Here is a 13,614-nt window from a genome sequence, read left to right as displayed (position 1 = left end):
ATTAGTGCCGTACACGGGCTGCCCTGTGGCGAGCCGGCTCTTTCAGCAGGATGACGTGCCCGGTACGGCTGATGTTTTCGTAAAACAGCCGCGGCTCCTTCCGAAAGAAACATTTGGCGACATGGATGAAGAAGCTGACGTTCACGCCCAGCACGATCAGAGCCAGCACCACCCGAAACAAACTCGGCATGCCGACCGGCGGGAAGACCAGCAGGCGGTTTAAACCGAACACTCCCCAATAAAGCAGCCCATAACGAACGATCAGGGGAAGCAGTCCCACGGTTTGCCGCTCGCCTCCAGCGGACAAATACCGATGCGCGGCAGCGGCCAGCCGGCCCCTTCGTGTCCATTCAACCTCGTCTGAGGCAAGTCCGACCAGCCGGATCCGCACCAGCCATTTACCGGGAGTTTTCCCGCCGTTCAAATAAGGGATCAACATGAAATACAATCCCGTAGACACAAAATACGCCCCCGATACCCCTAGCCGGGAAATGACGGTCATCAATGCCCCCGAGAGGATACAGTCGAAAAACAAGGCCAGTCCCCGCCGGGTATACGTCACCCGCTTGGCGGCCAGATCCACGCCCCGGTCCAGGTGCTCAATCCGCGGCAAATACCGGGATAACCACACGGACAGAAGGAAGCCAATCATTCCCCCCAGCGTATTGGTCATCAGGTCATCGACGTCGAAGACGCGGTAAGGATGGTCATAAAGCCCGTAGATTCCGGTCAACTGCGTCACTTCAAACCACAAGGACAGCAGGAACGACAGGACCAGACTCGCGATCGGACCGGAGCGAAAGTAATAACGGATCAGCATCCCGAACGGCACGGTCAATGCAACGTTAAAGGCAACCTGCAAAAAAGCGCGCTCCTTAAGCAGCCGAAAATAGGTTGACGGCTCCCCGGGAACGATTGACGTTTCCCTTAAGATATCCTGAATGAAATGAAAAGGAATCAACTGCAGCGCCCCGTCGCCAAGCGGCAGGTTATGCCGGCTGGAGGGCAGCGGCAGCATCACGAGGAATAACGCGTTCATCAAATACAGCAGGAACAAGTATAGCACGAAGGCCCGCACCTTGTTGACATAACCGTGCCGCCGGTATTGCACCACCAGGAACGGCAGGGTGAACAGCAGCGCCGCAAACGGAAACGCACCGAAAGCATATTTAATAGGGAACAAATAGTTTTCTAACATCGCAGTGTCAGCCCTTTCCCTTCTCAAGTGGTTTGATTCATCTTAACATAGAACGGGTTCCATCCCGTTTAAGTTTAGTTTAAGATTTGGCGATGTTTTTCCGTGAGTCCTTACGCGTAAAAATAACGCAAGCCCTAAGGGCATTCCCTTGGGCTTGCGTTTTTATTCGTTCCTGCGCTTAATTATCTTGCGGAGACTCTTCGTGTTCCTCCTCCGTGCCGGGCTTCAGCGGCGAGGCTCCCGGCGGTGCCGCCGCCGGGCCTGCATGAAGCTGCGCCCGGCGTTTCTCCCGCTCCGCCCGGTTCTTCCGACGCGCGATCCAGACCGGGATCACGACGAGGGCCGCGATGACGAGCAGCGGCAGCGCTCCGGCCGCAAACACGACCAACCACTGGAAGAAGAGCGACAAGACGTCGATGCTGCCCGTCAATGCGTTCTTCATCCGCTCCAGCAGCGGCGTGTCGCCGCTCGATACCGTCAGCTTCGACGCATCCGGCTGGTAGACGCGGATCTCGATCGTCGAAAAGGACACATTGCTGTCGATGTACCGCATTCTCCCTTTGATCTGTTCAATCTCCGTTTGAATCCGTTCCAGCTCGTTTACGAATTCAACCAGTTGCTTGGTTTGGGTCGCTTCCTCGACGAATTTCAAGTACCGCGCTTCCATGGCCTGCTTGACCTTCAGCCGCGATTCCAGATCGACATACTCTTCCGAGACGTCCTGTCCTTGAATGCTTCGCTGCATCGACACGGGCTTCAGCCCCTCCAGCCGATCCAGGAACGAGGAGAAGCCCGCCGCCGGGACCTTCAGCACAAAGCTGCCGCCTTGTTCGTGCTGCGACTGGTTTTCGGAGAATTCCACGATGTACCCGCCCGCCAGCATCACCTGATTGCGGATCTCCGATTGCGCCTTGGCGTAATCCTTCACTTCCATGACGACGTTCGCCCGGTAGATCAGCTTTTTGTTCAGTCCGGTATCCCCGGCAGCTTGCTGAAACCCCGGCGCGGAGTTGACCGTCGCGCTGCTGCTTCCGGCGTTATCCGCCGCCGAATCCGGCGCACCGGAGCCGGCGGCCGGCGCTTTCGCCATGTCGGCGGCAACCTCCGAGGTTTCTCCTCCATCCATTTCGCTTTCGGCCGTACTGGTTACCATGTTCGCCGCTTCGCTGCCGGCTAACGAATTCGAGGCCGCATCATAACTTGCGCTCCCACAGCCGCCGAGCAGCAGCAGAAGCATTACGATAAAGCCCCAAACGACAACCTTTCTTCCCCTTTTCCCCATAGGTATGACCCCCTATTGTTTCAGGTTTTCAAGACTCCCGCAGCGGCTTGGTCGGTTCGCTCTATGTTCACCATGCGCCGGCGTCTCTTATCTACCCTAACGCAGCCCGAAGCCGGAAAGTTGCCCGTCCCGCCAAAAAAAAGTACCGCCCCGGATGACGGGACGGATAACTATCGGATTTATTCGCGATATTTGCGAAGCACAATGACGGCGTTGTGGCCGCCGAACCCAAACGAGTTGGACAACCCGATCTCGAGCTCGGCCCGGCGCGCTTGGTTCGGAACATAGTCGAGGTCGCATTCCGGGTCGGGATTCATCAGGTTGATCGTCGGCGGGACCAGGCCTTCCTTCAGCGATTGGACCAGGGCGATCGCTTCCGCGCCGCCAGCCGCGCCGAACATATGGCCAATCATCGATTTGTTGGCCGTGACCGGAATCCGGTAGGCGTGTTCGCCAAACGCCTTCTTGATCCCCTTCGTCTCCCCGAGATCGCCAACCTGAGTGCTTGTCGCATGAGCGCTAATCACGTCCACCTGGTCCGGGGTAATGCCCGCCGAAGCGATCGCCCGCTTCATCGCCTGATAGGCGCCTAAGCCTTCGGGATGCGACGCAACGACGTGGTAGGCATCGGAGCTTGCGCCGTAGCCGATCACTTCGCCGTGGATGCACGCCCCACGCCGCAGCGCATGCGTCAACGACTCGAGCACCACGATCCCCGCGCCTTCCCCCATGACGAAGCCGTCGCGGTCGGCATCGAACGGCCGGCTGGCCCGCTCGGGGGCATCGTTGCGCTTTGACAGCGCGGTCGCATTCCCGAAGCTGGCCAGGGCAAGCGGATGCACCGCCGCTTCCGTCCCGCCGGCGATCATCACGTCGGCTTCGCCGCTGCGGATCAGCCGGAACGCTTCGCCGATCGACGTATTTCCGATCGAGCAGGCCGTGACCGGCGACAGCGTTGCGCCCAACGCGCCGAAGCGGATGCTGATCTGCGCGGCAGCCATGTTGGAGATCATCATCGGCACGAGACTCGGGCTCACCCGGCTCGGTCCGCGCTCCGCAAAAATTTTTACATTGTCCGCAAGCGTCTCGATCCCGCCGATTCCCGAACCGACGTATACGCCAAACCGCTCGCGATCCAGCAGTTCCGGCTGCAAACCGGCGTCCTGTACCGCCTGTTCGGCGGCAAACAGCGCATATTGGCAGAACAGGTCCATTTTGCGGGCTTCCTTTCGCCCGAACAACGCCTCGCCGTCAAACCCGTGCACTTGTCCCGCAATCCTGGTATCAAACCCCGTGACGTCAAATCGGTCGATCGGCGAGATTCCGGATCTTCCCTCCTGCAACCCTTGCCAAAATGTATTTACATCATTGCCCAGCGGGGACAAAATCCCCATCCCGGTAATTACAACCCGTTCCATAAGCATCCCCCTTCAAGTACGGCATATCGTTTGCTGCGTGTTGCTGGTCAAACCTCTGTTGTTCTCTATTGTATCTCCAAAGTATCCTATTACAAGTTTTCATTTATCCTAGTATAATAGATAACACATTAAAGAAACCCCAGAGGAGGACGCCGACCGATGAGCACGGAACCGAGATTGGAGGCCTTATCCAATTTCTTAAAAACACAGCGCGCCAAGCTGCACCCCCATACCGTAGGACTGCCGACGGGCTCGCGACGAAGAACGCCCGGTTTGCGCCGCGAGGAAGTCGCCCAGCTCGCCGGGGTGAGCACGACATGGTATACCTGGCTGGAGCAAGGCCGGAACATCAAGGTCTCCCCCTCCGTCCTGGATGCAATTGCCGGAGCGCTTCGCCTCAATACCGACGAGCGCAAGTACCTGTTCGACCTCGCCTCCGACAGCGGATTTCACCCCGATTGGGTGGAAGAGAAGACGCCGGTGATCAACCCGTCGCTCCATAAAATTTTACAGGAGCTGAAATATTGCCCGACGATCATCTCCGACCGCCACTGCCAGATCGTTGGCTGGAATCCGGCCGCCGCCCACGTGTTTGTGGATTTCGAGCAGCTCCCGGAAGAAGAGCGCAACCTGATCTACCTTCTGTTCGCCAAGAAGGAGCTGCGCAGCCTGGCCGTCAACTGGCCGCATTTCGTAAGGGGCTTCTTGGCCATCTTTCGCGCCTATTACGGACAATACGTCGCCGACCCCTGGTATTCGCGGTTTATCGATCGGATGTCGCGGCGTTATCCGGATTTCCAAGAGTTATGGAACCAGAGCGAAGTCAGCGCCGCTCCGGAGGTTATGATTGAATTTCGCCACGCCAAAGCCGGCAAAATGTTATTTAATTTGACCTCGCTTCAGGTACAGGGCGATGCCGATTTGCGCTGCAGCATCTACACCCCGATCGAAGGAACGGCGACCGAAGCCAAGCTTAAGAAATTGCTGGAGGGAACATCCAAGGATAAGTATTGACAAACGGCGGAGAAATCCGTATCGTGATACTGATAATCATTATCATGTTAATCGGTGACAAGGAGAATCGCGTATGAAGAAGCTGTTTATTCCCCTTATTTTAGCCTTTGCCGTCCTGGCCGGCGCTTGCGGCAACGAAGCGGCTCGGCAGGACCCTGCGTCCAATACCCAGAATAACGCGGCGGCGGAGACGGCTTCCGGTACGGTTACTTATCCGGCGGAAAACGGTCCGATCGAAATCCCCGCCAATCCGAAGCGCATCGTGGCTTTGACGAACGCTCCCAACATCGTGGCCCTGGGCGGCTCGCTGGTCGGCGTCGACAGTTGGACGATGAACAACCCGCTTTTTACCGAGAAATTAAAAGATGTAGCCATTGTGTCCGAAGAGAATCCGGAGAAAATCTTCGCCTTGGAGCCCGACCTCATCATTGCCGGGTCGCACATGAAGAACCTCGATAAGCTGAGCGAAATCGCACCGACGATCATTTATACCTGGGGCAAACTGGACTATTTGGCGCAGCAGGTGGAGATCGGGAAGGTATTGAATAAGGAAGCGGAGGCCAAAGCCTGGGTTGAGGATTTCACGGCCCGCGCCAAAGCCGTAGGCGATGAGATCAAAGCCAAGATCGGCAAGGACGCCACCGTCTCCGTTTTCGAATATGATGCGAAGAACTTTTACGTATTCGGAAACAACTGGGCTCGCGGTACGGAGCTGTTGTATCAGATGATGGAGCTCAGCATGCCGGAAAAAGCGAAGAAGGATGCCTTGGGCCCCGGCTACTACACGTTGTCGAACGAAATCCTTCCCGAATATGCCGGAGATTATATCGTCCTGAGCCAGAATAAAGAGGCCCAAAACGAATTTTTGCAATCCAATACGTGGAAGAAGATTCCGGCCGTCAAAAACGGCCGCGTAATCGAAATCGATACCGCCGCTTCGACATATAGCGATCCGGTGACACTGGAATATTTGCTGGAAATCTTTAAAGACGGTTTCCTCTCCTTGCCGTAAGGCATAACTTCTTGAAATCCAAAGGGATGAGCTTCGCTTCCGAACGGAAGGGCTCATCCCTTTGTGATTCTTATGAAAGGAACTCGATCCAGCCGATCTCCAGCCCCGGCTTGATATAATCGAACTTCAGCTCGTAATCGCCTTCCGTCAGCGCGACGCGAAGCTGCTTCTGAGTGACCCATTTGCCGAAGGTGCCGTTCGTCTGTATCGTGGTCAGCAGTTCGCCGTTCAGCAGCAAATTGCAGGCCGACTGCGACAAATTCATCGCTTCGTAGCGAATGTGCGCCGTAACGGTATACACGCCGGCTTCCCGAACTTTCACCACTACCTTCTGTGCGCTTGGCGTTATCCTGGCGCTTTGCGAACGCGACAGCGCATAGATGTCCGATGCTTCCGCCGGATCCGGCTTGCGGCCTTGGACGGCTTGGATCGAACGAACTTCGTCAGCCGATTTCGGTTCTCGCCCAAACACCGGAGCGTTCATCAAAAACCGGCAAATATTCATGGCGCAGCGCTGCAGCTCGCCGACCGTCAGTGTGCCGTTCGCCAGCGCTTCAAGGGTATTGTCGCCCAGCGAATTGATCTCCGCGCCATTGTTGTTGACGACCATGTATAAATCGTTTTGGGCCCGTACCATGAAGGACGTGTATTTGGCATCGGCCGGTCCGCCTTCCGCGCAGTCGTTCATGACCGCCCACCAGTCCGTCATGACGATGCCCTCGTACCCCCATTCGTTTCGGAGAATGGTCGTGTTTAGGTCATAATTGGATGCGGCCCAATGACCGTTGACCGGGTTATAGGAGGTCATGATCGACGAGGCTTCCCCTTCTTTCACCGCCATTTCGAAACCTTTCAGGTAAATCTCGCGCAAAGCCCGCTCGGAGACGACCGTGTCGACTTTCGAACGCGCCTGTTCCTGGTTATTGCCGGCAAAATGCTTCACGGTCGCGGACGATCCGCCTTTCTTGATGCCCCGCGTCACGGCCGCCGCGAAACAGCCGGTCAAATAAGGGTCTTCGGAAAAATATTCGAAATTCCGCCCATTCAACGGGTGCCGATGGATGTTAATCCCCGGACCGAGCAGCGTATCGATTTCATTTTGCAGCAGCTCTTGCCCCTCCAGCACGTATAGCGACTCGACGAGGCCGACATCCCAACTGGAAGCAAGCAGCGTGCCGATCGGCAGTTGGGTTGCTTTCAAGCCGCTGTCCATGCGAATGCCCGAAGGGCCGTCGGCGCCACTGGCCACCGGGATTCCGTACTCCAGCAGGTTGTCGCCTACTCCGCCAAAGGCCGAAGCCGTTCCCGGCGTAACCTTGGGGCTGCTCATGCCTTCGCCCCGAACCATCGTGGCCAGCTCCGCGTCGCTGAGCTGGGCGACGAATTCCTCCAGGCTGGCTTTGCCCGCCCGAACGTCCTTCAGCTTGATGCCGCGATTGCCCGTTTGCGGATAAGCTTCCGGCAATCTGCTTGCGATGCGTTCGCGCAGCGAGACGGTTCGCCGCGGCGTTTCTTCCCGTACGAGCTCAAACGTACCGTCCGGCTTCCGTTCTCCCGGCTTGATCCGGGAAAAACGCTCAACCGGGGCTGCGGCTTCCTCCAGCCGTTCGACAACCGCCAGTTCGGGAAGGCGGAAGGCGGCTTTCCCGTCTAGGGCAACACGCTCCGCGCTGCGAATACTGTTGCCGATATAAAGCTCGTAATCGCTGGCTTCCAACACATAACAGGATTTATTCCCCGTAAAGCCGCCATCGTCATAAGAGGCCATCCGCCGCACCGGCAATTGCAGCGTCAGAACTTCGGTTTCGCCAGGCTGGAGCAGCTTGGTTTTCGCGAACGCGCCAAGCGCCCGGGCCGGTTTGCCCAATTGCCCCTGCGGCGCTTCATAATAGAGCTGAAGCACTTCCTTGCCGGCAAACTCCGTTCCGGTATTCGCCACCGCCACTTCAACCTCAAGCCGGGCATCGATGCCGGCTCCTTCAAGCTTCACACCTTGCACGTTCCAGGAGAAGGAGGTATAGGAAAGACCATAGCCGAAGGGAAATTGGACCTTCTCCGGGCAGAACGTTTCAAAATAGCGATAACCCACGTAAATATCTTCCTCGTAGAAGTTCCGCACCTCGCTGCCAAAGTTGGCCGTGGACGGATAATCCTCAATGCGATAAGCGATCGTATCCGGCAGCTTGCCGCTTGGCGTGACGTCCCCCGACAGCAGATCGGCCACCGCATGACCGCCGATCATCCCGCCCTGCCATACGAACATCACCGCCCGGATCCGGCCTTGGTGTACCGGATCGTGGAGCCAGCTCATGTCGATGACATTGGCGACATTCATCAGGACGGCGACCCGGTCGAAATGCCGGGTGACCGTTTCGAGATTCAGCCGTTCCTGCTCCGTTAACCGATAGCTGCCCTCGGTATCGGCGTTATCCTTGTCCTCGCCGGCCGTACGGCCGATGATGACCACCGCTTTGTCCGTCACTTTCTTGGCTTCCGCCACGATTTCGTCCGTCAACGGCATTTCCTTCTGGCACCAAGGCTCGGCCGCCCAACCGCCGCCGCCGTTATCGAACGGGTTCTCGGCGATCCATTGTTCATATTGCCCGGCCAGCCGTTCATTGACCCGGATGCGCGGATTTGCCCGCAGCCCGTCCAAAATGCTGACAGCATAAGGAACGTTCACGGCGCCGCCCGATCCCGTGCCGCTTCGATAAGTATCGATTTGACATCTTCCGAAAACGGATACAACTTCATGTTCCCCAATCGGAAGCATCGCGTTTTCATTTTTCAACAGGACGCCGCCTTCGGCCGCCGCGATTCTGCTATATTCGGCGAAACCTTCCAAAGGAACGCCCAGCATGGATTTGCTCATATCTTCTCTCTCCTATCCGTTTATTGCTCCCGAACGGGATATCCCGTCGAAGGTCCTGCCTTTCAGTATGCCAAAGCAAGCGGGATCACCGGCATTCCTCCGCCAGCACGCTCATCAGGATCAGATCGTGATACCCTCCGTTCTTAAATACCTTCTGGCGCAGCCTGCCCTCTTCCTTGAAGCCGCAGCTAACGTAGCAGCGGTAAGCCCGCTCGTTATTAGCACAGACCTCCAGCTCGAGCCGGTTCAGGTTCAACCGCTCGAAGACGAACCGCTTCAGCAGCCCGATCGCTTCGCGGCCATAGCCTTGGCCAAGCCGGTCCTTGCGTCCAATGACGATGCCGAGCACGGCCGAACGGTTCAACCAGTCGATTTTGTGCAGATCGATTTGGCCGATATACTCCAGCGTATCCTTTTCCGCGATGACAAAGCCTTTGGCATCGGTCTTCCCTTCAACCATCATTTTTAAGAACGACTCGCTGTCGTGCAGCGTCTGCGGAAAGGTAAAGATCCCGCTCAGTAGGCCGGTAATGTCTTCGTCATTGACCCATTGCCGGATATAGGACAAATCCTCCATCCGGTATTCCCTTAACGTCACGCGTTCCCCGTGAATATGCGGCATAAAAAAGACCTTCTTTCGTTTAAAACTGAATCATGGCTAAAAACCGGGTTTCAACTCATCCTGCGGATCCCAGATGGACCAGGACGCCTCCAATAAATGGCCTTCGGGATCGCGAAAATAAAAATATTTGCATTCGCCGTCCCCCAAAACATGGATGCCGTCCGCTTCAACGCCGTTCGCCGTCAAATGCCGGTAAGCCTCGTCGATATCCGGCGCGTATAGGGTAAATAGCGGAAACGGCTTTCCGTTTCGCGAAATTTCGAGGCGCTGCTTATCGGCAGTGTGGATCAACAACAAAGCGATGGCCTGCATATGGGGATGATGGAGCACGGCGAGCTCCGACCCGCGGTCCGTAAAGCGGCTGACCCGTTTGAACGACAGCAGGCGGGTGTACCACGCTATGGAAGCGTCCAAATCGGTCGTCGGCACATGGATGTGACCGATCCGGTGAAATAGATGTTTTTTTTCCAATATACCTCCTCCTTTTTCACGGGCTGGATGGCTGGATTATGCCAACACATTCGCATAGATGATGATTCCGATATAAGGAACGACCCAAAGCAATGGCGGCAGGTTCCACCAAAGCGCCGGCTTGTATTTGCCTTTGGCGAAGAAAGTCCAACTCAGAATCAGGGCCAGCAGCAGCCCGCCGGGGTAAGCCTGCAGATAGTAAAACAACCACCTGATCCCTTGATCTACCGCCCCGGACGATTGAAACAGGTACGAGGAAATGCCGAGCACCACCAGCCACGCGACCGAGAATAAAACATAGACGATTTGCGTCGCAATCAAAATGATCAGCGCACTGCGTTTGGACATATTAGGGGGCCGCCTTCCTCATGAGATGATAGATCCTAATCCAACCATACCTCGGATTCATGCCGCAATGAGAACATGCGCTGTACCTGCTTCACGGTGTTTCTCTCCGTGGACAGGGGCGGCAATTCGTCTTGGCCAAAAAAGCCGACCTCCAGCGTCTCCATGCCGGCCTCCGCTTCTCCACCCGCGATCTCGCATAAAATAAACAGTTTGTAAACATGGAAAGCTTCAGGAGGGTGGTCGTGGAACTTTTTGTCCAAAACGGCCAGCAGCCGGACGGGAACAACGGTAAAACCGGCTTCTTCCTTCACCTCTTTGACAACGACTTCTTTCGGAGAAAGTCCGATGTCCGCCCAACCGCCGGGAAGCGCCCACGCACCGTCGATGCGCTCGCGGACCAACAAAATCCGGTCGTCCCGAAACACTATGCCGCGAACGTCCACCTTTGGGGTGGCATACCCGGTTTCGCCGGCGAATAAGGTTTTCACCGTTTCCGTCTCGGCTTCGGTATAGCGGGCCAGGATGTTCACGCTAAGATCGCGCAGCATCTCAAAACGCTCAAGGTCATACCTATCTTTGGAATAAGCCAGCCCGGCCTGGCTGATCGCCTGGATTTGCTTCGCCCATTCCAGCCATAGCAATTGCGGAATCGAGTCCGACATAGCATTCTATCCTTTCGTGTAAAAATGAACTATATCCACTGCACCGCCACGGCGATCAAATGGGCTGCCGGCAGGATAATCGCCTGTGCCGCAAGCGTACCCGCAAATCTCGCGCCCATCAATAAAATATAGATCTTTCCGAGCTGCTGCCGGGACTCCTCCTGATGCAGCGCGCGTTCGGTGATCAGCCCCAGCTGCGGATCGATGAAGATGGTCAGCAGGATGGTGGCAACGCCGTTAATGATGCCGGACGCTTGCGAAGCGGTCGTGCTCAGCGCCGGCACCAGATAAGCGGCATACAACGAAGCCAACACGCCAACCGTGTAAAAAGCGGTGACCGCGATATTCAGCAAAACAAAGCGCTTAGGAACCCCCAACGGACGAACGGAACGAAGCCGAAAGCTCGGTTTGCGAAAATAATGCCGGACGTTCTTGAGCTGCGTAACCGATACGCTCGTAACCAGCTTGGGCAGCGATCCTGCAACCTCCAGCTTCGCTATCACGCGTCCAAAGAGATTTACGCAGGTGGGAAACAGAAACATCGCCAGCAGCGTTCCGGCGGAGCCGGCCAACAGGATGATCCGCAGCGTATCCATCACCTGAAAATCGGGATGTTTCTTGGCAAAATCAATGAACTTGGCCGTCATCGGTGCCTGAATTAAATTGGCCGTTCTGGATACGAGCACAACGATGCTGGTCAATGAAAGCGCCACAACGATTTTGTTCAATTTCACGCCGGCATAACGAATCGAATAAGATAGGGTCTCCGCTGCATGAATAATCATCGTAAGGATACAGACAATCGCCAAATTGGTCGTCAATTGAATTTCATCTCCACTTTGCTCTCCGAAATTCTGGCTTGCTTAGATTTGTTTTACGTATTTGGCCATCATCGTGCGGTAGTCAAACAATACTTCTTCCTTTTCTTCCGTATACACGAATCCGTTCGATTTGTAGAAGAGCGTGCCGATGCCGTTCTCCCGTTCGCACCAGGCGTAGATTTCCTTGATCAAGGGGTTCTGGCGAATCAGTTCGTTCAGCAATTGCTTGCCGATACTCTTCCGCTGATGCTCCTTCAATATATATAGCCGAGTCAGCTCGCTGACTCCCTCATCCGGCTCCGACAGTTGACCGAACCCGACGATTTCCCCTTCCCATTCCGCTACCAAAAATTTGCGCGACGTTTGCGCTTCATCCAGCGTAATACTTTGCTCCAGGCTGCTTTTGGCGTAAGCATGGGTCAAATACGTGGCGATAAAATGCTCCGGATAAATCGTTTCGTACGTGCTGTTCCAGGTTTCCACGGCTACCTCGCGAATGCCGTCGATATCGTTCAGCCTTGCCGGACGGATCAGCAGTGAATCCATCAGCTTCAATCCTTTCTCTGTCATAAATAACCGGACCCAGCCTTGGATATGGGCCTATCTCCAGCCGGGTCGGATGTCAATAAGATATACAAGTGCCGCGTTACAAATCTATGATACACTGATCTCGAAGGGGAAAGCTACCCCCTTTCATGAAATCGCTTTCTTTCTAACAATGTAATCGACAAACCCTTGTCTGATGCCTTCGCCTGCATAAATTCTTTCAAGCACCCGGTCCTCTTTGTACAATACCTCCATATCGCTGAGAAGCCGATCCGCCTCCCCCGGCTCGTAGTAGGAATGAATCACCGGCAGGTCATCGTCAAATTGCTCATACTCGTGGGTGCCTACATCGGGTCCTTGTCCGCACCGGAAATCGTTTGTGGTCAAAAAGTTTACGAACATCAGGCCGCCCGGCATCAAGACGCGTTTCATTTCTTCGACCGATTGTTGGACCTCCTTTTTACGCATATGAAAAATCGAATTGTAGGAGTAGACAAATCCTATCGATTGATCCGGAAAGTCCAATTGGCGCATATCCCCTTGGCGGATGTTCAAGGATTGGCCCCTTTGCCGGCCATAATCGTTAGCCCGTTCACATTGGGCCGGTTCCACATCGATGCCGCAGGTTGTAAAGCCGTATGCGCTAAACAGGCTTAAAGGAGGCATGTCGCCGCCTGCCCCGCAATCGAGAATCCGTCTCGGCAAATTCGTCTCCAGGCAATAGGCCAGAAACCGGTAAAGCGGAACTTGCTTGAAAATGTCCTGCAAAACCATCACGCTCCAGTTGATATGTAATTTTGTTCACAACCATCGTCGGCCTCTAAGATTGCACCCAACGTTTACCCAGTTCGTGGCCGGCCAACACCAGCGGCACAACGAGCAGGCCGACCGGAATGCTGAGCAGGATTTCTCCCCAGGTAACCAGGTTCTCCGAGAGGAAGCGGCTAAACAGCAGAAGCGTATAAGGAAGCACAATCACTACCGCGGTGACGACGCCCGGCGTGTACATTTTCAGATACAACGACTGGGCCACGTGAGTAAACACATGCAAAAAGAACAACGTGTTAAACGATACAAAAACAAAATACCTCCCCTGCTCGGCCGCCAGCAGCGTAAACGGCACAAAGACGACAAATTCCAGCAGCACGGCCACGGCAAATTGACTGCTGGTGATGTTCAGCATCTGCGCTAACGGGCGCTTCATGCGTGCCGGCACCGCAGCCACCGCCTTCTGACGGTTTCGCTTCGCCCAAGGTCCCACCCAGATGATCTCCTCCATGTCGTGGATGACGAACGCCGCGAGAAACAGCCAAACCAGGGATGAAACGCTTAAGTTGTCCATTTACTG

Annotated in this window: 14 protein-coding genes; 2 read left to right on the top strand and 12 right to left on the bottom strand. The window is 55.5% G+C overall.

Features of this window, described 5'->3' with window-relative positions; genetic code table 11:
- Window position 1: 1 nt before the first annotated feature.
- The 3 genes from ACZF99_RS10355 to fabF form a co-directional block, all read right to left on the bottom strand.
- On the bottom strand, window positions 2–1,198 hold the full coding sequence (locus ACZF99_RS10355) for a VanZ family protein (RefSeq protein ID WP_483611460.1): 1,197 nt from the start codon (window positions 1,196–1,198) through the stop codon (window positions 2–4).
- 178 nt (window positions 1,199–1,376) lie between these two features.
- On the bottom strand, window positions 1,377–2,480 hold the full coding sequence (locus tag ACZF99_RS10350; RefSeq protein WP_483611458.1) for a DUF4349 domain-containing protein: 1,104 nt from the start codon (window positions 2,478–2,480) through the stop codon (window positions 1,377–1,379).
- A 179-nt stretch (window positions 2,481–2,659) separates the two neighbouring features.
- A complete protein-coding gene (fabF, locus tag ACZF99_RS10345; protein ID WP_483611456.1) occupies window positions 2,660–3,898 on the bottom strand; it encodes a beta-ketoacyl-ACP synthase II in 1,239 nt (412 codons plus the stop codon).
- A gap of 159 nt (window positions 3,899–4,057) precedes the next feature.
- On the opposite strand from fabF, the gene ACZF99_RS10340 reads away from it, so the two are divergent.
- Window positions 4,058–4,912, top strand: a complete 855-nt coding sequence (locus tag ACZF99_RS10340; RefSeq protein ID WP_483611454.1) for a helix-turn-helix transcriptional regulator — start codon at window positions 4,058–4,060, stop codon at window positions 4,910–4,912.
- 73 nt (window positions 4,913–4,985) lie between these two features.
- Window positions 4,986–5,924, top strand: a complete 939-nt coding sequence (locus tag ACZF99_RS10335; protein ID WP_483611452.1) for an iron-hydroxamate ABC transporter substrate-binding protein — start codon at window positions 4,986–4,988, stop codon at window positions 5,922–5,924.
- A gap of 70 nt (window positions 5,925–5,994) precedes the next feature.
- Here ACZF99_RS10335 and ACZF99_RS10330 read toward each other — a convergent pair whose 3' ends face one another.
- From ACZF99_RS10330 to ACZF99_RS10290, 9 genes are all read right to left on the bottom strand, one after another.
- Window positions 5,995–8,796 carry a glycoside hydrolase family 3 C-terminal domain-containing protein gene (locus ACZF99_RS10330; protein ID WP_483611450.1) on the bottom strand — a complete coding sequence of 934 codons (2,802 nt, stop codon included), beginning with the start codon at window positions 8,794–8,796 and terminating at the stop codon, window positions 5,995–5,997.
- Window positions 8,797–8,881: 85 nt separating this feature from the next.
- Entirely contained in the window at window positions 8,882–9,418 is a 537-nt protein-coding gene (locus ACZF99_RS10325) for a GNAT family N-acetyltransferase (protein ID WP_483611448.1), read from the bottom strand.
- A 36-nt stretch (window positions 9,419–9,454) separates the two neighbouring features.
- A complete protein-coding gene (locus tag ACZF99_RS10320) occupies window positions 9,455–9,889 on the bottom strand; it encodes a VOC family protein (protein WP_483611446.1) in 435 nt (144 codons plus the stop codon).
- 36 nt (window positions 9,890–9,925) lie between these two features.
- Window positions 9,926–10,237 (bottom strand): hypothetical protein, encoded by a 312-nt coding sequence (locus ACZF99_RS10315; RefSeq protein WP_483611444.1) that lies wholly within the window; start codon window positions 10,235–10,237, stop codon window positions 9,926–9,928.
- Window positions 10,238–10,272: 35 nt separating this feature from the next.
- A complete protein-coding gene (locus ACZF99_RS10310) occupies window positions 10,273–10,899 on the bottom strand; it encodes an NUDIX hydrolase (RefSeq protein ID WP_483611442.1) in 627 nt (208 codons plus the stop codon).
- 29 nt (window positions 10,900–10,928) lie between these two features.
- Window positions 10,929–11,720, bottom strand: a complete 792-nt coding sequence (locus tag ACZF99_RS10305; RefSeq protein WP_483611440.1) for a lipid II flippase Amj family protein — start codon at window positions 11,718–11,720, stop codon at window positions 10,929–10,931.
- Window positions 11,721–11,762: 42 nt separating this feature from the next.
- A complete protein-coding gene (locus ACZF99_RS10300; protein WP_483611438.1) occupies window positions 11,763–12,290 on the bottom strand; it encodes an N-acetyltransferase family protein in 528 nt (175 codons plus the stop codon).
- Window positions 12,291–12,413: 123 nt separating this feature from the next.
- On the bottom strand, window positions 12,414–13,034 hold the full coding sequence (locus ACZF99_RS10295; protein WP_483611436.1) for a class I SAM-dependent methyltransferase: 621 nt from the start codon (window positions 13,032–13,034) through the stop codon (window positions 12,414–12,416).
- A gap of 52 nt (window positions 13,035–13,086) precedes the next feature.
- The gene (locus ACZF99_RS10290) at window positions 13,087–13,608 is read right to left on the bottom strand and encodes an HXXEE domain-containing protein (protein ID WP_483611434.1); all 522 of its coding nucleotides are present in this window, start codon (window positions 13,606–13,608) and stop codon (window positions 13,087–13,089) included.
- Between the last annotated feature and the right edge of the window lie 6 nt (window positions 13,609–13,614).

Source organism: Paenibacillus sp. JL3B1040 (assembly GCF_057063165.1).
The sequence above is the reverse complement of the archived record's forward strand: the minus strand, read 5'-3'. Positions and strand labels throughout refer to the sequence as shown.